Source organism: Mesorhizobium sp. ESP-6-2, from assembly GCF_020164675.1.
In the GTDB taxonomy this organism is placed as follows: Bacteria; Pseudomonadota; Alphaproteobacteria; order Rhizobiales; family Rhizobiaceae; genus Mesorhizobium.
On the sequence record NZ_JAIUGT010000008.1, the window covers coordinates 90,189 to 115,926 of the forward strand.

Here is a 25,738-nt window from a genome sequence, read left to right on the forward strand (position 1 = left end):
GATATGTGCGCACCGGCATCGGATCACTGAGGTCCTGCCGGCTTAGCTGTGCCGCCGTTGTTGCCATTTCGCCGCTGCCGTCACGGGATAGGCACTGCCAGCGGTACCACTTTTGGATGGATCGGCTGCCGCCAAGGGACAATTGACACAAACGGCACCTCGGGATGGCATTGGGCTATGCAAGGAGCGGGGCATCAGGAGCATTCTCCTGTGACGGTGGGCAGTCCTTCAATGAGCGATGCAGAACGTGCTCCGCGCCTCGGCCACGGAAGGTAATCTTCTTCAGGCAATGAGCGGACTCATGGACTCTGACCCCGCCGACCACATTGAGCTAACCGCTGATATTGTTTCGGCCTATGTCAGGAAGAACCGGACGTCGCCTTCCGACCTGATTGACCTGATCCAGAATGTCGGCCGTGCTTTGCAAAAGCTTGCCGTGGGCGATGACCAGCCCGAACCAAAACCTGTTCCAGCCGTGCCGATCCGCAAGTCGGTGACCCCTGACTTCATCATCAATCTGGAGGACGGACGCCGGATGAAATCGTTGAAGCGGTATCTTACGTCCATCGGCATGACGCCAGCGCAATATCGGCAGAAATGGGGTTTGCCGCCGGATTATCCGATTGTGGCGCCGAATTTAACTGCGTTGCGTTCGGAGGCAGCCAAGAGGATCAGGCTTGGACAACGGAATGCCAGTGGCCGAACTTCCAGAGGCTAACCGAATGGAGCACAGGGCGGGGCTCCGGCAGTCCTCGCGCCGTTGCTCGTATCGTCGCATTTGTTTTCTTCGAATGACAAATTTAACGTGCCTGCCCGATGCCAGCGGGACCAGCAGCCAGATAGGGCTGGGGGCAGGGCGCAAACGGACACGCTATTCTCACAAGCGTGCAATTTCTGGTCCCGATCGACGCCATGCCCGATCGACGCCATGATTGAAGATTGCAACGCCTTTCCGCAGGGGATGCGCCTGGAGGCGGACGTGTGCATTGTGGGAGCCGGTGCCGCCGGTCTGGCGATAGCATCACAACTCGAAGGCATGCGGCATCGCATATGCGTCATCGAAAGCGGCGGCATGACGTACGAGCACTGGCGCCAACGGCTGTCGCGCGGGCTGTCCGTGGGTCAACCCTACGAAGCTCTTGACCTTTGCCGCCTTCGTCAGTTCGGCGGGAGCACAGGCAAGGCTGGTTGGGGCGGATGGTGCAAGATGTTGGATCATGGCGATTTCGAGCATCGCCCCTGGATACCCCTGAGTGGGTGGCCCGTCGCCCATAACTCGTTACTACCCCATTATGAGACCGCAGCCCGGCTGCTCGGAATCGACGACCTCCTGACCGATTGGCCGACTTCCGCGGTCATGCCTGAAAACGGGCCGCTCTTTTCGGAACGCTGCTTTCTCAGTCCCACTCCGGATATCGGAGCAACGCTTCGCAAGAAGCTTCAGGACGCAAAAAACGTGCAGGTCGTGCTGCATGCCACGGCGCTGCGGCTCGACACCGATGACTGCGGAAGGCGGGTTCGCTCCATCGAGGTAGCGAGCACGCCGAACAAACGATTCCAGATTGACGCGCGATTTTTCGTGCTGGCCTGTGGCGGTATCGAAAACGCGCGCCTGCTCCTTGTTTCAAACCGACAGGCGCCGAATGGCATAGGGAACCAGTATGACCTGGTTGGCCGCTATTTCATGGAGCATCCCCGGGTAAAATGGGGAAGCCTGCAAGTCAGCCAACCCGACAACATGATAGACCTCCACGTGCCCTGGACCCGCAGGACCGGATTGTCGCCTGAAAACCGCGGCACCAATGATGCGTTCGGACTGGCGCTGCGGCCCGAGATACGTGCAAGCGAGCGCCTCCTCGATTCCCGCACATGGATCAAGCCTGGACCTTGCGTCAATCACATGGATGGTTCCGAAGCCTTGCAGTATCTTGCCTTCTGGCTGCGGAGAGGCCGCCTGCATCGCGATCTTATCAAATGCGGCCGAACTGTCCTGATGCATCCTGCGGGAGCAATGTCGGCAGGTTTCGAACGGATATGGCACTCACGTCGGCGTGCAAGGCATTTTCATTTTGACACGATACTCGAACAAGAACCGGATCCGGCAAGCCGCGTCACGCTCGATACAAGGCTCGACGAGTTCAGTCTGCCCCGTGTGAAGCTGCAATGGAATGTGGGGCCTCTCGTCCGACGGACGCTTGAGCGTGTCCAGGCAATCATCACTGAAGAGATGAAGCGGCTGGGGCATAGAAGCGCCATTCATGCAGGCCAGGACGAAAACCCGGCGGGGGAGCGAGACATCCCTTATCACTGGGTTCGACACCACATGGGCACGACGAGGATGAGCGATGACCCGCGAACCGGCGTGGTCGATAGTTCGTGCCAGGTGCACGGCCTCGCAAATCTGTTCGTCGCCGGCAGCTCGGTCTTCCCGACTGGAGGCAACGACATGCCCACGCTCACCATCGTCGCGCTCGCTATCAGGCTGGGCCAGCACTTGCGGCAAAGCCTCGAATAAGGCTCGCCTCCATCTTCGCTAAGGCGGCCAATCGACGGGAAAGGGCGCTGGCTGCGACGTCTCATGCCGCAGGTCCGCCATATGGAATGTGCCGGCTCCTGAATGCAATTTTACGTTTTGCCGAGAAAGTATGCGCGTTTTGAGCGAAGGTCTGACCAACGGCTCACATAACCACCCTGTTCAGCTCTTTGTCGTAAGGATTCTGGGTGACCGCTACTTCCGTAGCTACCCCCTATTGGTAAGCGCATGGACTTCGAAGCCAACTATAATACTGCAACCAGGACTTTTTCACTTTGATTGCTTGGGGAAACCGAAATTTTGGCCGCGCTGTGCGTTTTGTCACACCACCACCTCCGGTCCACAAGCTATTACTAAAGTGTTAAGGTATGGGTTTAAAAGCGAAATCTCCGTTGGGGCGAGATTTGCGCGGGGGTGAGTCATGACAAGTTTTTTGCCTGCGAATGATCGGACGGACAAAACTGATCTTGATCAATATCCATCTATTCTCGACGTCAATCGTCTCTCACCGTCCTCGGGAGAGGGAATCGAGATTGCAATCATCGATGGCCGGCCTTTGATGTGTGACTGCTTCAGCAGAAGCCTCGAAATCATCGAGCCATCATTTCATATCCAGCATTACGCGTCGGTCGAAGCGTTCGACATGGCGGATCCCGAAGAAACGCAGAGAGTTTCGACGGTCCTGATGTGTGTGATGTGGTCGAACTCCCAGGCGGACTACCATCTTTCCCAGATAGGCCATCTGAAGGCGACCAGGCCCGAGGTAGGGGTGGTCATCCTATCGGATATCGAGAACTTTGAGGACATTCTCAAAGTGGTCGAAAACGGCGCGCGTGGCTATATTCCTACCAGCGTCAGGTTGCAGGTGGCCGCCAAGGCGATCCAGCTTGTCGCGGCGGGCGGAACCTTCGTCCCGCCCAGTGTTCTCTTTCATTCAGGGCGCGCCGTCACCGACGGCCAGCCCGCGACCAAGCAGCAGCCGCACGGAGACAACACTTTTACTTCGCGTCAGATGTCTGTCATCGAGGCATTGCGTCGAGGAAAGGCGAACAAGGTCATCGCGTACGAGCTCAACATGTGTGAAAGCACGGTCAAGGTACACATCCGGAATGTGATGAAAAAACTTCGTGCGAGAAACCGTACGGAAGTTGCCTACATACTCAACACAACGCCGTATGAAGGGATTGCCATACGGAATTGAAATATGGGTGCCGCCTCACTCAACGAATAATGGTTCTTGACGGACCGTTTTAGTAGATGTGATTTGCTTGAGCTTGGGAAGCAGCCGCAACGGAAGCGGCTGCGAACCTTTGCAAGGGGGGCGCGATCCAGGATGAAACAACCGCCCGTTCGATATCCAGGCCCGCAGACTGACGGGGAGATCACCTCCGTAGCTGATGCCAACCATATGCACGGGCCGGATTTGAAAAATATCGAGCATTTCAGCAATGTTAAGTCGTCCACGCTGATAGAGATAGACCGCCGCTGTCGTTGGTTGCATCTCAATGAGGGGGATGTACTGGTCCCGGCCGGCGAAAGTGTCGACCGGCTTTTTTTTCTGCTCGAGGGTGAGCTTCGGGCGCTTGTTTATACCCGGAACGGCAAGATCGTTTCGCTCCCCCCCGCACATCGTGGCTCTCTTGTTAACGGAATTGCCTTGAGCGGCGACATCCAGATGCCATATTCGGTCGAAGCGGCGGGACCATGTACTGTCGCTTCGATCGGCAGTCGTGCCTTTCTGGAGATAGTCAAGCAGGATCCTGAAGCCCTGCATGCCGTTGTACAATTGTTGGTGGAACGTCAGCAGGTGCTTGTCGAGCACATCGTTGAGCTTTCGACGCTCAACGTTCGGTCCCGGGTGCATAAGGAACTGCTGCGCTTATGCGCCGAAGACATAGGAGCCGACGGTTCAGCGAGGATTTCTCCTATCCCGACCCACACGGATCTGGCCCACCGCATTGGCACCCACCGCGAGGCGGTGGCACGCGAACTGAGCTACCTGCAAAACATCGGATTGGTGCTACGCCATGCGAAAGAGCTTTACGTGCCGGACGTGTCCCGCATCGCCGATCTTGTGGCAAAGTCGGACGACTAATCGTAGGTGATGCGTCGGGGCACCTTTCGAGAGTGGTCGCGATCTCTGAGATTGCCGGTTTGCATTGGGACCGGACATCGGTTGTGTTTGGGCTTGATCTATGCTGGCCCTGAGCGGCAGCCGCGGTGCTTCGAGGTGACTGATAGGCAGCTTCGCCTGCTCATTCGGCTACGCCCGTGAACTCGCTCCGCGACCGCCTTCAGGAATTGGTCGGACGTCGATGTCCATCCAAAGAGTATCTGAACGAGCGTGATCGAGGCATCATGATTGCTCCTTGGGGCGTCCCAAGCGATGGGCTCGCTGGTGCAATCCGTCAGCAGTATGCAGCGATAGTCCCTGAAGAAGGCATCCCGAATTGTCGATTCCACACACACGCTGGTCGTGCATCCTGTCACGATGAGGTGTTTGACGCCTGCGGTTTTCAGAACCGAATCGAGTTCGGTTTCGTAGAAACCGCTGAATCGCGTTTTATAGAGGACGATATCCCCTGCCTGTGGCTTGAGGTCGTTGACGACATCTGTTCCCCAGGTGTCGCGGATCAGAATCCGGCTCTCGCTGCCATCCGGGGCTGCCATGTTCGCGCCGACCCCGAAGATCTGGAGATGTCGAATACGGTTGGGGGCGTCCGATGTTCCAAGGTCCGAGAGGTCGCGATGATATCCCATCTTCAGGTAGACGATGGGCATGCTCAATTCGCGAGCGGCAGCTATTACGCTGGCAGTAGGGCCGACAGCCCGTTGAATCCCGGAGATATCGATTCCGGCTCTGTCGAACATTCCACCGTTGGAGCCGAAGTCATTCTGCATGTCCACGACGAGCACGGCAGCGTCAGCGGGATCGATTGAAATAGGTTGAGGCTTGGCGTCGATGACAAGTGGATCCATTTCGTCCTCCCACTAGCATGAGGTGTCGCTGTTTGCGCCCTTGGTCATCACGATCCCGCGCCTACATCGCGTCACACAAATGCGAGCTACATCCCTGCTTGCAGCCTTAGAACAGTGTTACGACCAGTCCGCTATCTATCCACCTCAAAAAACCGCAGGTCGCCGCGCAACGGCGGTCCTACCCCCGCAGCCATGCCGCACGTTTGGCATTTGACGCCAGCCAAAGCCTCATTGCGCTTGGCTGCGAGTTCGAGCGATAGATCTTCTGATGATAGACAAATTCGTAAGGCCACAGCTCGAGCGTTCTGTTCGCGAAATGCGTGAGCACCCAGGTGATCGCCGCCGCCACCAAAATGAAGGCACCCATTGATACGGCAACATTGTCCGAAAAGAGATGGGCGCGGGAAAACAGCGAGCGCGTCAGAAAATACGTGTAGGGATGTACCAAATACAGACTGTAGCTCACCGTTCCGAAGTATCGAAGCAGCCGATTGCCAAGGAGTAGGGCCGTTAAGCTGTTCCGCGACACTGCAAGGAAGAAATAAAGCCCCGTCGCGACCATAAGCAAGGGAAGCTCGGCACTTTGGAAATCGGACCAGTGATAGTCGTAATGGCCGCGGCTGGCGAGAAAGACGCAGGCTGCCAACGCCCCACTCTCGGCAAGCCGATGGCGGCCCAGGCTTACCCATTCATATCGGTCATAGGCAAGGCGAATCAGCCCGCCGGCAAGAAAGTACAATGCGATCGGATACCGGGCGACAAAGAGCGCCGCGAGAAGACCGAGCGCAATTGTGCCGAGCCTGGTCGGGCGACGAACCGTCAGGAAAACGAATGCTGCGGTAAACACATAGAACCAGACCTCGAAGGTCAGGCTCCATGCGTTCGGCGTCAATTGCTCGGTATGGGTTGCAAGGTTCAGGAATGTCAGTCCTGCCAGAACCGCTGTGAGATTGTTGGTTTCGGGATAAAAGTTGGTAGTTGCGTTCAGCACGATGAAAAGCAGGCTGAGTGCGAAAAACAGAGGGTAGAGGCGCAGGAACCGTCGGGCAGCAAACTGAGCGGGACTATAGCGTATCGCACTAGGCAGGATGACGAAGCCACTGATGACGAAGAAAAGGCAGACTCCGAAGGTGCCGAAATTCCAGAAGGGCGTAATGCGGTCGACATAGGCCGAATTGGAGGCGTAGACGTGCTCCGCCGTGCCGCCCAGGAGGTGAGCGAAGAAGACCATCAGAGAAGCAATGCCGCGCAACCCATGCGCGGCTACATTGAACGAATTGTCGCCAGCCCGCTTCGCTGACGCTTCGACGGGAAAATGCTGCGGACCCGATGAGTTCTGAGAATGGAGATGTTCAACGGTCATCTGAGCCTTCAAGTTGGATCCCGCAGACCATTTCACCGTACACCATCCCAGGTCTCGCAATGCTCGGGAATTCGAAGGACACCCCCGCCCAAAAGTAGTGGGCTGCCGCAGAAACTCCACCGGATGACTAACAGCCGCATTGCGGGACTGATTTAACCCAGCCCCCATGCTGATTGCGGCGACCGCTGGACCGCAACCGAAGTACGGCTCGACTGACACGGATCGGAATTGGCGAGCCCTCGGCCGCTGGGACGAGAGCCGCCACGTCGAACCGCCCGCCATGTCGCTTTCCCGAGCCGGAGATCGCCTTTGGGCGACATGCATTAGCGGAGATGGCGGCGGCCCTGCGCGTCGACGATGGTGTTGTCTGCGACATTGGCGCTGATATGCGCGCCGTTGTGGATCAGGCAGTCGGCGCCGATCTGGACGCCCAGGAGCACCGTTGCGCCCATTCCTACGACGGTCATGGCTCCGATGCCCACTCCGCCGGCTAGGATGGCGCCTGGTGTCAGGTGCGCATTGTCCTGAACGAGGCTGTCGTGGCAGACTATAGTCCCTTGATTGACGATGACGTTGTTACCGATCGTACAGCGCGGACCGATGCTCGCGCCGGCCAAAATATGGCAGCCATGTCCAATCCTGGTCGCCTTGGAGACGATCGCGGAAGGATGGATCACAGGCGGCAGAACGAAGCCCATTGCGGTGGCGCGTTCATACATTGCCCGCCTCACCTGGCTTGACTGGGCGCCTCCAATGCCGATGAAGGCATAGCGCGTGCCCTCGGCAAGCAAGCGCTCCAGGCAGTCTTCCGTGCCGATTACCGAAATACCGCCGCAGACGTGGTGGCCGGCGGGCAACGCTTGATCGGTGCAGCCCACGATATCGTATCCGGCCCCATCGAGAGCATCGATCAAACAGGCGGCGTGGCCGCCGCCACCGATGATGACGGCCCGCCTGGAGAAAGCGACAGAACTGGGCTCGCCCGGTTCGGCTCTCTTGGCGCCGGATCGGCGACCGGCAGCAGCGCGCACCTCGGCTTCGCCAATGCGGCCATTGGACGGAATGACGTCCGCAAGGTCGACCCCGAGCTCGGATGCGGCCTTGCGGGCTTTAGCCGTTATCGCGACCTCGCTGGCCCCGACATCGGCCGCGCTGGTTTCCCCGACAACGGCATTCGAATTTTCGTCGACGATTTTGCAAAGCGTTGCGCCGACAGGAACGAAGTCACCGACCTTGATGTCCAGCAGGCCGACAGTTCCTGCCTCCGGAGCATCAACTTCGACTGCGGCCTTGGTGGTCTCAAGCACGAAAAGAATTGTGCCTTGTTCGACCCTTTCACCTTGTGTGACCCGAATCTCGATGAGCTGGAGATTGTCCTCGTTGGCGTTAACCCGCGGGGCTTCGACAAGCACGGTCATGTACGCTTAGCCTTTCTGGAACAGGTCGATGCAGGCCGCCTGGATGGCGTTCACACCCGGCAGCAGGTCGTCCTCCCAGTCGCGGCTTGAGGGAATGGGGTGATCGGGCCCGGTCAATGCGCTGAAGTGCTTGACCCGACCGATCAGCGCGCGCGCACACTCCGACGCGAAGCCCCAGCCGGGAGAGCCTTCCTCCACCGCGACCACACGCGTGCAGTTGCCGACCTGGCTTCGAACATCATCGCCAGGGAAGGGCGACAGCTGTTCGACGGCCACCACGGTGGTCGCGATTTCCTCCTCTTGCGCGAGTTTCTTTGCGGCCGCGACAGCGTGCTCGACGCAACCCCCATATGTCAGGATCACGACATCTGCATCCGCCGGATGTGGAAGCGCGTCGGGTCCGAGCACGGGCCTGGAATACATCACCTTGTTTTCGATGATCAGATGAGGGGATCGCGACGCGAAGGCCCGATGCAGAAGCGTACCAGGATCGGCATACTCGTGAGTGGCAAGCACCGTCAGCCCGGGCACGCCGCAAAAATGCTTTTCCAGGCTTTGCGAGTGCGTCGGCCCATAGCCGCGCCGACCGCCCATGGGAGCGCGGATGATGACGGGGACCTCAACCTGGTCGTTGTACATCCAGCGGAACTTGGCGACGTGGTTGATGATCTGGTCGGCAGCAAGGGCTATGAAGTCTCCGAACATGAGTTCGACGATCACGGGCCGGCCTTTGATGGCCATGCCTGCCGCCATGCCAACAATGCCGCCTTCACTGATCGGCGTGGTCCAGACACGGTCCTTGTAGGCTGATGAAAGACCCTTGGTGACCTTGAAGGCGCCACCGTAGGGGTCAAGAACATCCTCACCCAAAATCACCAGACGGAGATCGGCTCCCATGAGATCGTGTAGAGCGCGATTGATCGATTCGACGACACGCATGGATCAGCCCCGCGCCAAGGCGGCCGCGGCGGCGGATTCGACCGCGCGGTCCACCACATTCAGGCAGTAGGCGTCGATCTCATCGGCGTTCGCAACGCGTCGGCGCATCGGAGGTATGGGATCTCTGGCGCGAGCTTGCTCAAGACGCTCCGCCGGCCTTGTATCATCTCCCTTGCTGTGCGGGCCGATCCGTTCGGTTCGCAAGTAGAGCCAGCAAGGGCGGGATTTGGCGCGTACATAGCCTATGGCTTCTTGGGCGAGCTCATATATCGCGATCGGATCGTTGCCATCATAGGCGAACGTGCGGACGCCGAACGGCTCGGCCCTGGCGACGATCGAACCGGAGACGGTCAGATGCTTGGGCGTCGTCTGGGCGATCTCGTTGTCCTCGATCACAAAAACCACGGGTGCGGCGAAAACAGACGCAAGGTTCAGGCTCTCGTATACGGCTCCCTCGCCCATCGTGCCGTCGCCGAGGAACACCACCGCAACGGCGCCCTCGTCCTTTCGCGCCAGCGCGCTGCCAACCGCGACGGGCGCGATGCCCCCTTGGATGCCATTGGAGTGGAAGTTGCGGAAGCACAGGTGCTGGCTGCCGCCGCGTCCGCCGCAAATTCCGGTTACACGCCCCATGATCTCCGCTATCAGGCCTTCGACTTCACCCGAATAGGCAATGAAATGACCGTGGCAGCGGTGGTTGCTCCAGACAATATCGCGGTCCCGGTCAAGAGCGTTTATCACGCCAACCGCATTGGCTTCCTGTCCAATGGATGTGTGCGTCGTGCCGAACAGGAGACCTTGGGAAAAAAGATCGAGCAAGCGCTCCTCCACGAGCCGGATGAGCATCATCTGTTGATAAAATCGAACCGCGGCTGGCAGTTCGAACCCGAGCAAACCACGCTCTGTACGGGCAAGGGTGAGGTTCCGCGCTGTTGACGACGTCACTATCTGCAGCTCTGCCAGAGAAGACGCTAGAACGTTTTCATCCTTTCTGATGGCGCGTTCCTTTGTCATGCTGCCTCGAGCTGGCGCGAAGCCGTAACTAGGATTGACCGCGCCGTCGACGCGGCAGCCATGGTCTCCTCGGTCGTCCAGGATGGGTCGACCAGAAAAGCCATACTCGTTTCACCGAGCTGCCGTGCGACCGGCAGACGTTCGGGCGGCGCTACCCCGGCGTCCGCGAAGGCATGTTCAAGATAGATCTCGGAGCAGCTTCCCGAGAAGCATGGGACGCCGGCCGCATTGATAGCGGCAATCAACTCGTCGCGCGACCATCCGGGGGACAGCATCTCGGGCTTGATATAGAAATAGCATCGGTACCAGGCATGCTTATGCTCCGAACCGAGCTGGGGCGCGTGCAGCATCGGCAATTCAGCAAGCGTCCTCATCCAGATGCTGGCATTTCGCTCGCGTTGGCGAGTCCAATCGGGCAGGCGTTCGAGCTGCCGCAAGCCAAGCACTGCCTGGATTGATGTCATGCGCCAGTTGGTGCCGATGCTGTCATGCAGCCAGCGAAACCCTGTCGCCCTATGGGGGGCAAAGACCAGATCGTAGTTCTTGCCGTGGTCCTTGAGGCTCCAGGCAGCGAGCCACAATTTCTTGTCGTCCATTGCGACAAGCCCACCTTCGCCGCCCGTCGTGATGATCTTGTCCTGGCAGAACGAGAACGCCGCTATGTCGCCGAAGGAGCCAATCGGTCGTCCGTTGTATTCGGCTCCATGCGCCTGGGCGCAATCTTCGATGACTTTTATGCCGCTGCGCTCTGCGAGTTCCATGATCGGCGCCATATTGCACGGCCAGCCGGCAATATGCACGACGATCACTGCCTTTGTTCGAGCCGTTATCTTCGGCGCAATCGTCTCGGCGGAAAGGTTGCCCGAACTTGGGTCGACATCCGCGAAAACAGGCGTCGCGCCGGCAAACATGACGCAGGCGGCGGAGGCGACGAAACTGCGGGGCGTGACGATCACCTCGTCGCCGGCGCCGATGTGGAGGATCTTCATCGCAAGATCCAGCGCGAGCGAGCCGTTGGCCAGCGCCACCGCGTGACGTCGGCCGAGGCTGCGCGCATAGGCGCGTTCGAAGGTCTTCACATGGTCGCCGGTCCAGGCGTTCACCTGGCCGGATCGCAAAACCTCTACCACATCGGTTATTTGTTCTTCGTCGTAGATTGGCCAGCGTTTCATCGCAGAATACTCCAGCTAGGATTCAAATGACGTTTCGCAGAAGGACAAAGGCCTCGGCCGCCCTCAGATGGGCGGCCGTGCCCCTGACGATCGCAAGCGCCCGCAAGGTTTCGATCGAACGCTCATGCGGGAAATCTCTGATCTGTGAGGCGAACATGGACGCAGCTTCGAGTTTGCGGTCCAGTGTCGATGCGATGTCTATGAAGACGTTCGGCACGAAGCTCGGCGTCACATAGGGCGCATTCCAGTTCGTTTCGGAGACGGTCTCGTAAGCCATGATCGTCCGCGGATATTGAGATTGGGTCGGGCGAGCCGCTACCAGCGATGACAGGAAGATCAGCTGGTGGTCCATGTGCACATCACCGACGAAGGGGATGAGCAGCGTATCCGGCACGACATCCCGCAACAGGGTCAGCAGCGCCCTGTTGAGCGTCGCGTGCGGCGTCTCGGCGATCTGCGCTGCCGGCAGATCAAGCCAATGCGTCTGTTGCACGCCCAAACAGGCATGCGCCGCCTTGGCCTCGCTGCGAACCCGTTCCGTCATCTCCTCTGTGAAGGCGGGCGGGCTGCCTCGCGTAACCACTGCGACATGAACTTCTGCGCCTTGCGCAGCCATCCGGGCTATCGTGCCGCCACACCCCAGGACCTCATCATCAGGATGTGGTGCGATCACCAGAAGTCGACCGAGTGCTGGGTTCATGGCCGGACCGTCCCGGCGAGCATAGCCTTCAAAGCATGGTCGACATGGCGGCGGTCGACGCGTTCGCCCAACAGTGCCACTTGGACAGTCAGAACCAGTATGTGCAGATCGAGCCACAGGCTGCGGTTGCGCACATACCAGAGGTCGAGCGCCAGCTTTTCGCTGTTGGTGAGGCGGGTATTGCCGTTCACCTGTGCCCATCCGGACAGGCCGGGGCGGACCGTGCCGCGAATACGCCCCAGCTCGCCGAATTCGGCGATGGTGGCCGGGAGCAACGGACGGGGCCCCATGAAGGCCATGTCTCCCCTGGCTATCGAGAGAAGCTGCGGCAGCTCATCGATGCGGACGGAGCGCATCAGCCGCGTGGCCGGCGTCTCACGCAAGGCGTCGGGGAGCAGCATGCCGTTCCCGTCTCGCCCCTCGTGCATCGTACGAAACTTGCAGATCACGAACGGACGACCTTCCAGCCCGCTGCGAGACTGGCGGAAAAACAGCGGACGGCCAATGTTCGCCCAGACAAGGACAGCAGCCACCAGCCATAGCGGCAGGCTGACCACCAAAAGGAACACCGCGGCGATACGGCTTGGTATGGCCCGGCCAGGCGGAACGCGCGCAGTCCAGCCGCCGGAACGTGCTGTCGGGGTGCTGAGGCCGATCATTGCGACGGTCCGACCCGGACGGAAGAGGTCGTCGCCAAGGTAGTGGCTGAACGGCTTGTTGTGTCCTGGGCGCTGTCCAGGCGGTTTATTGACACCAGGATCGTATCTCCGGCCGCAACCGGATCGTCGAGGGTCGCCACCTTTGTGGCGGTCTGGCCATTTACCTTGCGGCGGATCTGGTAGGTGAACGTGATGGAGTTGTTGCTGCGTGTCTGCTCCGCGGCCAGCGAGCTCAACAGCAGGATCTGTTCCTCGGTCGATTCTCGAACCGCGATCAGGCGTTCGATTTCAGAGTTGTGAGCCTGGAGATCCGTCAGCGCCGTATGTGTCCAGGTCTGGGTGGCGTCATCCAGGTCGCGCTGCAACTGGCTCAATTCGCGGCGCACCGTCGATGCCTGATTGTAGATTTCAAGCAGATGGGATTGCTGGGTGGTCGCTTCGCGCTCTGCGTTCGAGAGGTCTGTGATTGTGACGAGACCTTTCTTGTTGAGGCCCCTGATGCGGTCGAGATCCGCCTGTGCCGAAGCGATCACCGTCTTTTGTATGTCCGAAAGCTGTTGAACATTGGCGAGGGCAACATTCACTTCTTCGATCCCCGCCGAGAGCTGCTTGCGACGTGTGGTCAGCGCATGTTGATCTGCTTCAAGGATGCGCTGCTCGGTAGGAAGCAGCGTCGCGAGCAGGTTGGCATTCATCAGCCCCTTGATCTTGGCTGGCAGATCCAGTTCCGAGATCTTGTCGCTGTTTGCCAACTGGGCCTTGATGCGCGCAGCGGCGACCGCCTCCTTGGCGATCTCCACCACGCTTTCATCAAGAGCTCCGCGCAACCGGGCGCGTGTTACGACGCGATCCTCCGCCGTGGCTCCCCCGGTCGACTGGCCGCCCGCAAGCGCCACCGCCTGCTCCACATTCAGTGCCGGCTGGTACGGAAATGAGCCCGGCGCCTTGACATCCCCAAGGACGAAGATCGGGCGAAAGCTCACCACCGCAAGAGCTATATGCGGGTCATTGAAGAGTTCACGCTCGATGAATGCTTTACGGATCCGACTCAAGGCGTCGGGTACCGTCAGGCCGCCGACTTCAAAGCTGCCGATCAGCGGAATGTTGATCGCGCCATCGCTGGCGACCGTGAGTTGTTCGGCGGGAAGCGCGTCGTCGATGAAGTCAAACGACACCACATCGCCGACCGAAACCTTGTAGTCATCGTCCGCCGCGGCCCGGGCATCAAGCTGGGAAACCAGAATCGCTGCAACCGCAAGGATCGCAATACTGGCGGACCCCAGTGCTTTCGCAAGGAATGTACTGGTCCATGCGCCTGTCGATCGCGTGCTCCGCGCCGCATTGCAATAAGATGCCATGGAAGCCCACCATAGAATTTTCCTGCAAAGACCCTAGCGACACCTGCGCGAGGACAATGAGTCATACCTTTGGTGGAGCGGTGACAACCTTCGGTCTGGTTCCCCCCTAATTTGGCTAACTGGATGTCGGCTGCAACCAACGTATGGTGCGGCTGGATACTGTCGGTCGATGGAATGCTTCCTCAGGGCGGAGCGTTGCAGACAGCTGGGAAGCTTGCGTGCACACAAGTGTTCTTCACACCATTACCAGTCTCGACGTCGGCGGCGCTCAGGTCATGCTTGCCCGTTTTCTTGGCCAGGTCGACCAAAATCGCTTCTCGACTTCAGTTCTGTCCCTGCTTTCACCCGGTCCGGTGGCTGCAAACGTAGAATATACAAGATCGGGGCTCGTTTCGCTCGGCATGACGGAACGGCCGCGACCGCGCGATGTCGTTCGGCTGACGCGGTCGGTAAGACGGGCGGCGCCCGATCTTCTTCACGGATGGATGTATCACGGCAACGTCGCGGCAACGCTCGGCTCGATGCTGGGGCTCAATTTCTCGCCGGTCATCTGGAGCATCCATCACACGGTTCGAGATCTCGCCGACGAGAAACCGTTGACGCGTCAATTGATACGGCTCTCGGCCCGCCTGTCGAGGCGCACCAGCGCGATCTCATATTGCTCGCGCGTCGCCGCCGATGATCACGAGCGTCTGGGCTTCGATCCGCGCCGGAGGGCGGTTATCCCGAACGGGACGGATTGCGATCAATTTTCCCCCTCGGCCGACGCCGGTGCGAAACTGCGCCGCCTGTTCGGCTTGCCGCCCGGACGGCTGATGATCGGCCATGTGGCACGCTTCCATCCCATGAAGGACCAGGTTAGCCTGGTCCGCGCCATCAGCCGGCTCCTGGACCAGGGATACGACGTTCAGGGCATATTTATAGGGGAGGGACATGCCGACGGCCCGGTGCGGCGCGCCGCCCGTGAGCTCGGCATAGACGACCGCATTACCACGCCGGGCATCCGCGCTGACATCGCCGACCTCATGCCGGGCTTCGATGTCTACGCGCTTTGCTCGGCTTGGGGCGAGGCATTTTCCCTTGCCGTAGGCGAGGCGATGGCCAGTGGCGTGCCGGCGGTGGTTACCGCGGTCGGCGACTCCGGCTGGCTGGTCGGCGACAGCGGCGTGGTCGTTCCACCGGGAGACAGTGACGCACTGGCCGCCGGATTGATCAGGCTTGTCAGCCTTGAACCGGCCGAGCGCCGTGCCTTGGGTCAACAAGCGCGTCGTCGCGTCATGGAGAACTTCTCGCTTTCCCTTTACGTCGGCCGGCACCTGGAACTCTACGAAGCAGCTCTAGGGCGTCGTCGCCATATCCGGTAGGAGCGGCTGGTGGTTGCTGTGCACATGAATGGTCGGGATTCTCCTCGCGCCCCTATGGACGATGCGATGCGCCGCAAGCGCATCGTCGTCATTGCGAGCCTGACGCGTTCGCTTGTCAATTTTCGCCTCGAATTGTTGAAGGCCATGGTCGCTGCCGGGCATGATGTCATCGCGCTCGCCCCCGATGAAGATGAGCGGGCGATCGCCGGGCTCAAGGCAATTGGCGTGACCTTCCGACAGATTCCGATGGCCAGGACGGGTACCAGTCCGCTGGCCGATTTGCGAACGCTCAAGGCGCTTTACAAGCTCATCCGCGGCTTGGCGCCCGAAATCGTCCTGGCATATACGATGAAGCCGATCATCTATGGTGGATTGGCTGCCCGCCTTGCCCGTGTACCGCGCCGGTTTGCGCTCTTTACAGGCTTCGGCTTCATATTCAGCGGCAGCATGACGGGACTGCGCGCAACTGTCTTGCGCCGGTTGAGTATTGGTCTCTACCGCTCGGCTCTGGTCGGCTGCGAAGCAGTTTTCGCTTACAATGACGCCGATGCTTCCGACATCCGGCGCCATGGGATGGTTTCTGCGACGACGCCGGTAATCATGATCCCGGGTTCAGGAGTGGACCTGACGCTGTTTGCCGCAAGCCGCCCACCTTCAGGGCCTCCCGTCTTCCTTCTGATCGCTCGCTTGCTTCGCGAAAAGGGAATTGCCGAGTTTGCTGCCGCCGCGCGTATCCTGAAGACCAAGTACCGCGCTGCACGCTTTCAGATTCTGGGGCCCTTCGATCCCAGTCCCCTCTCCATCTCGAAAGCCGAAATGGACCAGTGGACCAAGGAAGGTGCCGTTGAATATCTCGGCGAAACACACGACGTGGCTCCCTATTTGACCGCGTCCACCGTGTTCGTGTTGCCGTCCTATTACAGGGAGGGCATTCCTCGCAGCGCGCTGGAAGCCTTGTCGACGGGCCGGCCGATAATCACGACCAACGCCCCTGGCTGTCAAGAAACGGTGATCGAGGGCGAGAACGGATTCCGGGTCGAGCCGCGAGACGTGGAAGCTCTCGCCTCGGCGCAGCGGGCTTTTCTCGAGGATGAGGAACTCGCCGCAAAAATGGGTGCCAGCTCGAGAAAGCTCGCGGAAGACCGGTTCGATGTTCACAAGGTGAACCAAACCCTGCTCGAGGCGATGGGAATATAGTCGGCCGCGCCTGATCGGCCGCGCGGCCGATGGCGGTCAAGCGGGAAAATAACGACGAATCTGCTGCCGTTTCAAATAAGCTTTCCGCAGGGCACCACGGGCCTGTCGGAAGGGGTCAACGCGGTTGAACACCCAGCCGATCGATGGGCCGCCAGCGAACCGCAAGCGCTCGACAACCTGGGAGAGAGCCTCTTGCGTGGTGTTGTCGCACGCGGCCACGACCACGACAGTGTCCACCGAGGCGGCAATCCTGATAGCGTCTTCCACGACGAGCACAGGCGGCGCGTCGATGATCACCACGTCGTATTCCAGCCGGAACGCCTCCAGCAATTTCGCGAATTGGCTGGAATTGAGGAATTCAGGCAAGGTCTGGTCGTCGGCAGATGGCGCCAGCACATCCAGTCGCGGAACTTCAGGAAGCGTCTGAACGATCTCCGCCAGGGTGCAACCACCATGCAGGTAGTCGTTGAGTGTCTTGTCGGCGGGCCCAAACTCCATGGCGCCATGGATGCTGCGGGTTCGCAAATCCAGATCGATCAGCGCTGTCAGGGCGCCGTCCATTCCAGCTGCCACGGCGAGGCCCATGGCGGTCGTTGTCTTGCCCTCCTGCGGTAGTCCTGAGCTGACCAGGATAACCTGTTTGCTCCGACCACCGTTCATCCGGGTGCAGGCCATGTACAGCGACCGGAAGGCATCGGAGAAGGCCGACCGCGGCTGCGACAACAAGGTTTCAAGAGGGGGCGTGGCGCGTTGCAGGAACTTCTTGGGCAGTTGCGGAATCGATGCCAGCAGTGGCGCACGGATAAGCTTCGATACCCGTTGTGACTCGCGTATTCTCACATCCATGCTTTCAAGCGTCAGCACAAGGATCAGGGCTAGGATCAGCGACGCGGCGAAACCGCCCGCCGTCATCAAACGAAGTTTGGGAAAGGAAGGGCTCGTCGGAATCTCGGCGGCGGAAACCGTCCGCACGCCGGGCTCGACCGCCTCGGAAAACGGATCGAGGCTGCCAAGTCTGCCTGACACGAGGTCGTAGAGCTTCTGCTCGGTCGACAATTGGTTGTTCAGTTCCCGGAGCTTCGCTTCCGCCAGGCTCCTTTGCCGCAGTTGCTCGTTGGACTCCTCCAAAGTCTTCGCGAGTTGGTTGACCCTGCCTTCGTTGACGCGGACGTCATTTTCCAGGATTGCGATCGTACGCAGCATCTCTTGAGAGATCATCGTGCGGACGGCCGCTACTTTTGCATCCGCCTCCTGGACCAAGGGATGATTGCGCCCGTAATTGCTGGCCAGTTGCGCGCGATCCCTCATCGCCGTCGCTTCGTCGTTGCGCAGGGACGTCAGGAAGTCCGATGAGAGCAGGGGATCGACGTTGGCACCCGCGTCGCCGGTCTTGGCCGCCAGCCTGACCTGGGCGAGGCGCGCCTGCGCTTGCGTGTATTCACCTCTGGCGGTACTGAGCTGCTCGTTGCTTTGCTGGATCGAGGCGCGCAGCAGATCGTCGCGCGGATCGCTGGATACGCCGTGTTCTCGGGCATACTGGGCGATCTGGCCTTCTATGGCGGCTATCCGTGACGCAAGCTCTGTCGATTGCTGCCTCAGAAAGCTAACGGCGTCCTTGATGTCCTGCCGCTTGTTGTCCCGGGACCATTCCACGAACAGTTTGGCCGTCGCATTGGCTATCAGGGCCGCTCTCGACGCGTCGTCATTGAAAAAGGAGATCGTCATCGCCGAGCTCTCTCCGGACCGGTCGACGGAAACGCTCGACAGATACGATGAAATCGCCCGATCTTGCTGAACCCCCTTCGATGGCAGCGACGCGGTATCCTGCGGGTCGGCGCCGGCGACCAGGCTCCATAGCGCTCGCGGTATCGAGACGATCAAGCCGACGGTCTGTGACAGCAGTCCAGAGCCCGAATCCGAAGGGGCTCGGCTCGTGGCTGGTTTCAGATAGGTGTTGAAGTCCGGGTCCTTGATGAGGTCCAGTCTGTCGACGACCAGGCTGGCAAAGACACGAGAGGTGATCAGATCCGCCTCGGTGTCCATTCGCGACTTGTCAGGCTGTTGATTAGGCTGCGCTTGTGCGGTGTCGAGAGGATTGGGATCGTCGGATTCGACAACGATCATCGAACGGGCGGTATACGTCTTGGGAAGTTCCATGGCCGTGATGAGCGCGAGAGCGGTGCCGGTAGTCACGACCGCAAGGATCAAGGGGAGGCGCCTTCGGAAAAGCGTGTAGAGCTCGCGCGGGCCGAAAGTGCGTTCCTTCGACGGCTCGATCGGCTCTTGAAGGAATGGTTCCAGACGGCTCCACACGCTGTTGTCGTCTATCAAGCTCACAGATCCCGCCCCTTTTTGTTCTGTCTCGACTGGTCTAATCCGGCCCTGCCACATCGGACCTGAAGGCAACCCAACATCGAATTCGCGACTTACCGCGACGACAGTTTTAACATGGTTGTGCGGCCGCAATCGCGCTCAAGAGGCTTAGCCGCAAAGGCAACATCATCCAAAAGGATAGCGTAACCGGCCCGGGCCCTATCTTGGCAGATAGGCTGAACTGCAGGCCCAATGAGAGCTGGCGAAAAGGACTCTCAAAACAGATTTCAGGAGTGAGGATGAACTACGCCAGGGCTCCTCGCCATTATTGGACAAGGCCCGGCCCCAAACCGGCCGTCACATCGTTGCCAGAGGTAGCCGAGAGACTCGGGCTTTGGTTCGCCGTGGCGTCCGTCTTTCTCACGCCCTTCAATATTCTTCGTTTTGATGCATTCTACTTTACCATCAGCGACGGCTTCGCTCTCGCGGCCGTATTTGCGGCCATGCTCGGGAAATCCTTTTCGATCTCTCCCTTGGGGGCGGGGACGTTTCTATGGAACATCGGCATCACCCTACTATGCGGGATGCTGCTGCTAAGCAGTCTGATCCACGGAGATCCGCAGCGAGGCTTCATCATCTCGGCGCAATATCTGTACGCTTACTTTCTCCTGGCCTTCATGATCGTGTCGAGACCCTGGGCCGAAATCGTTCTCTTGATAAAATCATTTCTTTGCTCGATCGCCGTGATGTGTCTGCAAGGGATAGTGATAATCGACATCCTCAAGCAACGCGGCACCGTCTTTGTCAGCGGCAATGGTCGTTTCCAGGGTTGGGTGGAACGCGAGAATGAATGCGCAACGCTGATAGCGCTCTCTGTCCCGCTAATGTTGTGGCTGGTGGCGTCAGGCTGCATGAGGCCTCGCTGGCTTTGGGTCGGACTGCCGCTTTTTGGTTATGGCATTATTTTGACAGGATCCAATACCGGCCTGATCGGCCTTGTCTTTGCGGTCACCATCTTCGTGGTCGCGACGGGCTCGTGGCGCCGTATCATTTCTTTAGCTGTGACCTCGCTCGCCACATTTTTCATTGCCGTTACCTGGGGCCGCGACTTCTTGCCCGAGGTCTTCCAACGCCGCGTGCTGAATGCGCTGCAGAATGGTGATCTCGATGAGGCTGGTACGTTTGCGGACCGTATGCGGCTCATCCATGAGGCGATTGGCAAAGCGGACAATAATTCGCTGCTTGGCATCGGTGCCGACCAGTATCGGCACGTCAGCGAATTGCACGCCCCGGTCCACAACGCCTATCTCCTCATATGGGTCGAGGCAGGGCTGCCCGGATTCGTCGGTTTTCTGCTCCTGCTCGTGGCAGGCATCACCATCGCCATCCTTGCCGCTCGTAATCGTGAAGGCAGGGCATCTGCCATTTGCACGGCGACGACCGTTCTCCTCTTCGCGGCGCTGGCTAATGCGCTGCCCCATATCTACGGTCGTTTTTTTGTCGTGCCTCTGCTGCTTGGAATGGCGCCCAGTGTTGCGATTTTGCGCGACGGCCCAGCTCCAAGAACGGTCGCGCGCTTTCTTCGCGGTGCTCGCTCCAAGTACGGTCGTTCGCGACCTTTCCTACGCAGGCCGATCTAAGGCCCACCAGCCGAGCTTTCCAGCTTCTACAAAGGCTAAATCGGCGCACCGGAAGATCTGGTCAGAACCTCCCCATGGCAGGAGCGAGCGATATGTAGAAACTATTTCGCCGGCTCTGATGCTTGCGCGGAGATGAAACGAGCGAGGGCGAACACGCCCTCGACGAATTCTTCTCCCTCGATAAACCGGCCCTCAACCCAGCGTCCCTGGGTATCCTGACTGTCGACGAGCTGACGCACCTTCGAATTCAGTTCGCCAGCGCTCAACTCATCCGCGGCACTGATCCACAGTCGTTGACGTGAAACTCTCTGCCCCCGCTTTGCAATCTCGAGCCGAGCGAACACCGGCTCGATCTCTGCACCGGTTTTCATGCCGTAGTGTTTCAGGAGGTCCATGTCGTCGAAGGTCACTTGGCCGCCCTCATCGATGTAAAGCGGCCGGTTGGTGTTGAGTTCGTAAAAACGTGCCCAACTGCCGTCGGGCAGGCGCACTGCCTCTAGCCAGGTGGCCGCAGACGTCGCCGCGTGCAGCAACCGCGCATCCCTGTTTTGCTCGTTCAACTCGATCAGGTACTCGATATTGCCGGCGGTTTCGCGCGAGACGACCGCTGGCGGCTCAAACCTGCGCCCCCAAACCGGCTGCATGGAACGATCGTAACCCTGAGCCCAGCCCTGTTGTGGCGCGGGCAATTGGGCTGCAAGGAGAAAATCACCGACCTTCTCCGCCGTCTTGAGATATGCGGGATCATGATATGTGCGGTAGGCGTTGAGAAAGAGACGACCCATATCGCGGGGAAGATTGTCGTTGATGATGAAATAGGGCGGATGATCAGGCTTCTGCCACTCGTGAGACCAACTGGCCGGAATACTCGCCTTGGCCGCAGCCTTTACATCCGCCCCAGGCGCGGCTCCCTTGAAGAAGACTGGGAAGGCCCCATTTGCGTATTGCACCCGCATCAATCGATGAAGCGCCCTGTCGATGCAGGAACGGACGTCCGGATCCGAACCGCCACTCGCCAGGTCGAACCACATCAGAAAATTCAGCACGCTCTGTGTGTTGTTGTCATCGAGGACAGTCTCGTTGCGTTGCGGATTGTCCTTGATATCGCGACAGGTATTCCTGCCCAGCTTCAGTGCGTGGTAGCACCATGTCACCGCCTTTTGCGGGTCGGTCTCGATCTTGTAAAACCATCCGCCGGACTCCAGCTGAGTTTTGACGAGAGCGGTTGCCACGACCTGGGCAGACTGAAGCCATTGCTTGTCGCCGGTAACCTCGAAGATGCGCAGGAACGCAGCGCCGACGGCCGGCGTACCAGGCGGCTGCACCCAGCCAACGCTCGCGGGCACGGTACCGCCTTCGCCCACCCTCTTTTGGCCGTCGAGGGAATATTTCCATACATAAGTTCCCGCTACACCGAGATGATCGCGGAAATAGGCCCCCGCAAGCTCGACCGCCTCCCGTGCCTCGGCCACTGTCGGCTGAGGTTGAGGCGCCCCGGCCAGTGCAGTACCGCACGACAGCGCGACAAACAGAGCCGAGGCAATATGCGTTAGCACGGCAGCGCTCCCGCTGGGCCTCAAGCGGCCGCCTCGTGTGGACGCGTGGTTGCCTTGGCTGAACCGAGGATCACATGAGGCACGAATGGCGCCGTCACCGCCGCCGCAGGCTTGGCTTCGTCTCTGCGGTAACTGGGAAGCATATCCGCAACAAGGTTTAACACTCCCTCAGTGTCGCCGGCCCTCGCCAAGCGACGCAATTGCGAAAATCCCTTGCGAAGCGTGTCAAGCGGCATCGCATTGGGCACGGCGCCCAAGACTCCGGAAATCGGAACGTCGACACGTCTTTCGCTTTCGTCGAAGAGTTCCTCGAACAGCTTTTCTCCCGGCCGGCAGCCGACAATCTTGATCTTGATGTCCTCATCCGGTCGAAATCCCGCGAGCTTGATCATGCGGCGCGCCATGTCGATGATCTTGATTGGCGCACCCATGTCGAGAACGAAGATTTCGCCCTGTCCGAGTTTTTTCTCCAGACCATGGGCCGATGCCTGCAAGGTCAGTTCAACCGCCTCGCGTATTGTCATGAAGAAGCGCTTCATCTCCATGTCGGTCACGGTCAGCGGACCGCCGTGGGCGAGTTGGCGCTTGAATAATGGGATCAGCGACCCGCTTGAACCCAGAACATTGCCGAAACGAACGGTCATGAAGCGGACGGGGGTATCGCCGGCGGTAAAGGCGAGGTCCAGGGACTGGCAGTAGAGTTCCGCTAGGCGCTTGGTAGCGCCCATGACACTGGTCGTGTTCACAACCTTGTCGGTGGATATCTGGACCATTGCCTTGGCGCCGCAAAGGCGGGTCGCTTCTGCCACGTTCATAGTACCGATGACGTTGGTAAGAATGCCCTCACAGGGATTCAACTCGACCATCGGCACATGTTTGAGCGCCGCCGCGTGGAAGACCAGGTCGACGCGATGGCGTCGGAAAATCTCGCCCAGGCGAACAGGGTCGCGTACGTCGCAGATATATGGCTTCCGGCGCACATTCGGGAATTTCTCCGCCAACTCCAGATCGATGGCATACAAATTGTACTCGCTGTTATCGATCAGGACCACTTCGGTGGGACCGAGCGCGGCAATCTGCTGCGTGAGCTCTCCGCCGATCGAGCCTCCGGCGCCGGTGACGACGATGCGCCTGTTTTCGATCATTCGGGACAACGCATCTTTATCAAGAACCGCCTGCGGCCTCTCCAGCAGGTCGGTAAGTTCGATCGGGCGCAAGTCGAAGCGACTCTGATATTTAGGATTGCGCAGTTCCAGGACCGGGGCGGGGCGAGAGACAGCGATGCCCAGACGGTCGGCCCGGTCGATCAGCGCTTCAAGCGTCGGGTCGACGAGGCCAGGCACCCTCTCGGTGAAAATCACGTGGCGGGGCTTGATGCCGCGACCTTCCAGATCGCCGATGACCGTGTCGAAGTCTTCGATGCTGCCCAGAACCGGCACGCCGCGCAGGAAATAGCCCTCTGTCGTTGCGCCATTGTCGAGCACGCCGACCGGCCAATGGCGTGCATTCGGATCCCGCTGCAGCGCGCGAATATAAAGATCGGCCGCATCGCCCGCACCGATCAGCAGCACAGGGACCACGTCGCGTCCGTTTCTCGCTCTGTTCGCAGTCGGACCAAAGCGGCTTAGCTCAACGAGCTTGGAGCGGATGCGAACCGAAATAAGCAGCGGCACGAGCAACAGAAACTGGATCACTATCACCGAGCGCGGGATCGAATCGAGCCGTGTAGCCACAAACATCAGGAACACGAACGCCAGCGATGTGACGAATGCCGCGCGAACGATACCGAGCATGTCGCCGACAGACGCATATCGCCAGTTGCGGGTGTAGAGGCAAGTCACCGGGAAGACCACGGCGCATGTAAGCAGGAAGCAAGGGAGTGCGAAGAGCAACGAAGCGTGGCTCTCCGGACCGGTGAATTCCCCATCAAGGCCCAATCGCATGAACGAAGCAAACGACAGTGCCGCCAGCGCCAGGGCCAAATCGATGATGTAGAGATGAAGGTTCTTGCCAACGGCCTTGGCGCGCCCGGTCACCCGCCGGCGCAAGTACGACAGCACATGAACAATTGTGCGCGGTTTGCTGACGAGACGGCCGAGAGCGATCGCAGTGGCCAGCAAAAGGGATTGGCCTCCCAGTGGACTGATTGCCTCAAACGGCTGATCTGACTGGCTCATTCTAGACCTCGACAAAGCTTAGCCGCCGCGCTCCAAGAGAGCACGTTAAGAGACGCGGCTGTTTGAACTCGCAGGCACAAATCCGTGCCTGCCAGTCCCTTGCTCAATCAAGAACAGGTTGGCCTGCAATCGTTCGGACTCGAGGCTACGATCTTATCGTTGCTATGGGGCGCTTTCCCCGCTTTCTAAGCAACACATGCTTTTGTGCATGGGGGGACTATCGGAACTGCAAGCGGACTTTGCCGCGTTAATCCAAAGAGGTACTCCCACCAGTCCGGGCCAGCCAGCTAGCTAGGTCTCGCTGCACCGACGCAATGGCTTACAATGGCGGAGATTAAAATGGTCGCTTGAGTTTCGGCCCGGGGGTCCGTTCTTCGGGCACTTCATTATCGACGACGCTAATGCGCCAAGCTCACGCTAGCAGAGGAAGCTTTCTATGCTCGGACAGTTGAAGAACAATCTTCGCGACGCTACCTTCTTCCTTGGCGAAGCCGTCGTTCCAAAGAAAATACGCTACTCGGGTCCCCTGGGAGCGTTGCGCCGCCAGATGATCTTTTGGTCGCGGGACTCCTTTGTGCTTTCATACCCGAAATGCGGTCGAACGTGGCTGCGCACCATGGTTGGCCGCGTCATCGACAAACACTACGGCCTTAACCTGCAGAATCCGATGGAAATCCAGCATTTCTGGAAGATCTCGTCGAATATCCCTTGCATTGGCTTTTCTCACGACGACAGCCCAAATCTTAAGCGTCCCAGCGAAATCCAGTCCGATAAGTCAAGATATTCAGGAAAAAAGATCCTATTTCTGGTTCGGGATCCGCGAGACGTGCTTGTTTCATACTATTTCGACGCAACGCACCGGATGAAGGTGTTTGACGGGACGATCAGTGAGTTTCTTGCCCAGGATGTCGGCGGCATTGATTCCATCATAGCGTTCTACAACGCCTGGGCGCACAACCGCGACAAGGTGAAGGCATTTCAATTGCTGTCCTACGAACACATGCGCCAAGCTCCAAAATCGGCGCTTCGTACGGCGCTGGATTTTCTGGGCATTCAGGGCGTGCCGGAAATGATCCTCGATGAGGCGACAACCTTTGGCTCTTTCGAGAATTTGCGAAAGATCGAAATGGCAGACGCTTTCGGTCACGAGAGAATGCGCCCGACAGACCAGTCGAATCCCGACAGTTTTAAGGTGCGGCGGGGTAAAATCGGGGGTTATGTCGACTATTTCAACAGAGACGAGATCGCTTACATGGATGAGAGAATTGCCAGCTCTTTGGACCCGTATTTCCAAATATACCACCGCAAGGCATAGCGTCGAGCTCTACTGCAAGGGGCGGCCTTGTCGCCTCCGTG

20 protein-coding genes are annotated in these 25,738 nt (G+C 59.2%); 8 read left to right on the forward strand and 12 right to left on the reverse strand.

Features of this window, described 5'->3' with window-relative positions; translation table 11 throughout:
• Positions 1–301 precede the first annotated feature (301 nt).
• The 4 genes from LB532_RS20890 to LB532_RS20905 all read left to right on the forward strand — a co-directional run bounded on the left by LB532_RS20890 (position 302) and on the right by LB532_RS20905 (position 4,628).
• Positions 302–718, forward strand: a complete 417-nt coding sequence (locus LB532_RS20890) for a MucR family transcriptional regulator (RefSeq protein WP_224557173.1) — start codon at positions 302–304, stop codon at positions 716–718.
• Between the two features lie 210 nt (positions 719–928).
• Positions 929–2,515, forward strand: a complete 1,587-nt coding sequence (locus LB532_RS20895; protein WP_140642953.1) for an FAD-dependent oxidoreductase — start codon at positions 929–931, stop codon at positions 2,513–2,515.
• Positions 2,516–2,954: 439 nt separating this feature from the next.
• On the forward strand, positions 2,955–3,734 hold the full coding sequence (locus LB532_RS20900) for a response regulator transcription factor (RefSeq protein WP_140552790.1): 780 nt from the start codon (positions 2,955–2,957) through the stop codon (positions 3,732–3,734).
• A 132-nt stretch (positions 3,735–3,866) separates the two neighbouring features.
• On the forward strand, positions 3,867–4,628 hold the full coding sequence (locus LB532_RS20905; RefSeq protein WP_140642951.1) for a Crp/Fnr family transcriptional regulator: 762 nt from the start codon (positions 3,867–3,869) through the stop codon (positions 4,626–4,628).
• Positions 4,629–4,726: 98 nt separating this feature from the next.
• Here LB532_RS20905 and LB532_RS20910 read toward each other — a convergent pair whose 3' ends face one another.
• The 9 genes from LB532_RS20910 to LB532_RS20950 all read right to left on the reverse strand — a co-directional run bounded on the left by LB532_RS20910 (position 4,727) and on the right by LB532_RS20950 (position 14,135).
• Entirely contained in the window at positions 4,727–5,512 is a 786-nt protein-coding gene (locus LB532_RS20910) for a cysteine hydrolase family protein (RefSeq protein WP_140642950.1), read from the reverse strand.
• Between the two features lie 178 nt (positions 5,513–5,690).
• Complete coding sequence (locus LB532_RS20915; protein WP_181169499.1) at positions 5,691–6,875, reverse strand: acyltransferase family protein; 1,185 nt, start codon at positions 6,873–6,875, stop codon at positions 5,691–5,693.
• A gap of 323 nt (positions 6,876–7,198) precedes the next feature.
• Positions 7,199–8,293, reverse strand: a complete 1,095-nt coding sequence (locus LB532_RS20920; protein WP_140642946.1) for a NeuD/PglB/VioB family sugar acetyltransferase — start codon at positions 8,291–8,293, stop codon at positions 7,199–7,201.
• Between the two features lie 6 nt (positions 8,294–8,299).
• On the reverse strand, positions 8,300–9,232 hold the full coding sequence (locus tag LB532_RS20925; RefSeq protein WP_140642944.1) for an alpha-ketoacid dehydrogenase subunit beta: 933 nt from the start codon (positions 9,230–9,232) through the stop codon (positions 8,300–8,302).
• A 3-nt stretch (positions 9,233–9,235) separates the two neighbouring features.
• Positions 9,236–10,246 carry a thiamine pyrophosphate-dependent dehydrogenase E1 component subunit alpha gene (locus LB532_RS20930; RefSeq protein WP_140642942.1) on the reverse strand — a complete coding sequence of 337 codons (1,011 nt, stop codon included), beginning with the start codon at positions 10,244–10,246 and terminating at the stop codon, positions 9,236–9,238.
• A complete protein-coding gene (locus tag LB532_RS20935; protein WP_140642941.1) occupies positions 10,243–11,418 on the reverse strand; it encodes a DegT/DnrJ/EryC1/StrS family aminotransferase in 1,176 nt (391 codons plus the stop codon). The genes LB532_RS20930 and LB532_RS20935 overlap by 4 nt, the downstream gene beginning before the upstream one ends.
• Positions 11,419–11,440: 22 nt before the next feature.
• The gene (locus LB532_RS20940) at positions 11,441–12,118 is read right to left on the reverse strand and encodes a PIG-L deacetylase family protein (protein ID WP_140498445.1); all 678 of its coding nucleotides are present in this window, start codon (positions 12,116–12,118) and stop codon (positions 11,441–11,443) included.
• On the reverse strand, positions 12,115–12,777 hold the full coding sequence (locus LB532_RS20945) for a sugar transferase (RefSeq protein WP_140642939.1): 663 nt from the start codon (positions 12,775–12,777) through the stop codon (positions 12,115–12,117). The genes LB532_RS20940 and LB532_RS20945 overlap by 4 nt, the downstream gene beginning before the upstream one ends.
• Entirely contained in the window at positions 12,774–14,135 is a 1,362-nt protein-coding gene (locus tag LB532_RS20950; protein WP_140642938.1) for a polysaccharide biosynthesis/export family protein, read from the reverse strand. Before LB532_RS20950 ends, LB532_RS20945 begins: the two co-directional genes overlap by 4 nt.
• 143 nt (positions 14,136–14,278) lie before the next feature.
• On the opposite strand from LB532_RS20950, the gene LB532_RS20955 reads away from it, so the two are divergent.
• Positions 14,279–15,499, forward strand: a complete 1,221-nt coding sequence (locus LB532_RS20955) for a glycosyltransferase (protein WP_140642936.1) — start codon at positions 14,279–14,281, stop codon at positions 15,497–15,499.
• Between the two features lie 54 nt (positions 15,500–15,553).
• Complete coding sequence (locus tag LB532_RS20960) at positions 15,554–16,696, forward strand: glycosyltransferase family 4 protein (protein WP_224557131.1); 1,143 nt, start codon at positions 15,554–15,556, stop codon at positions 16,694–16,696.
• A 36-nt stretch (positions 16,697–16,732) separates the two neighbouring features.
• Here the strand turns inward: LB532_RS20960 and LB532_RS20965 are convergent, their stop codons facing one another.
• Positions 16,733–19,027, reverse strand: coding sequence for a GumC family protein (locus tag LB532_RS20965; RefSeq protein WP_181169497.1), 2,295 nt, complete (start codon positions 19,025–19,027; stop codon positions 16,733–16,735).
• Between the two features lie 281 nt (positions 19,028–19,308).
• On the opposite strand from LB532_RS20965, the gene LB532_RS20970 reads away from it, so the two are divergent.
• Positions 19,309–20,649: an O-antigen ligase family protein gene (locus LB532_RS20970; RefSeq protein ID WP_140642932.1), complete on the forward strand. Its 1,341-nt coding sequence runs from the start codon at positions 19,309–19,311 to the stop codon at positions 20,647–20,649.
• Between the two features lie 101 nt (positions 20,650–20,750).
• Here the strand turns inward: LB532_RS20970 and LB532_RS30215 are convergent, their stop codons facing one another.
• Together LB532_RS30215 and LB532_RS20980 are read right to left on the reverse strand one after the other, a co-directional pair.
• Positions 20,751–22,205: a pectate lyase gene (locus LB532_RS30215; RefSeq protein ID WP_140642930.1), complete on the reverse strand. Its 1,455-nt coding sequence runs from the start codon at positions 22,203–22,205 to the stop codon at positions 20,751–20,753.
• A 20-nt stretch (positions 22,206–22,225) separates the two neighbouring features.
• Entirely contained in the window at positions 22,226–24,382 is a 2,157-nt protein-coding gene (locus LB532_RS20980) for a nucleoside-diphosphate sugar epimerase/dehydratase (protein WP_140642928.1), read from the reverse strand.
• A 436-nt stretch (positions 24,383–24,818) separates the two neighbouring features.
• On the opposite strand from LB532_RS20980, the gene LB532_RS20985 reads away from it, so the two are divergent.
• Positions 24,819–25,697 carry a sulfotransferase domain-containing protein gene (locus LB532_RS20985; protein ID WP_140642926.1) on the forward strand — a complete coding sequence of 293 codons (879 nt, stop codon included), beginning with the start codon at positions 24,819–24,821 and terminating at the stop codon, positions 25,695–25,697.
• The last annotated feature ends 41 nt before the right edge of the window (positions 25,698–25,738 follow it).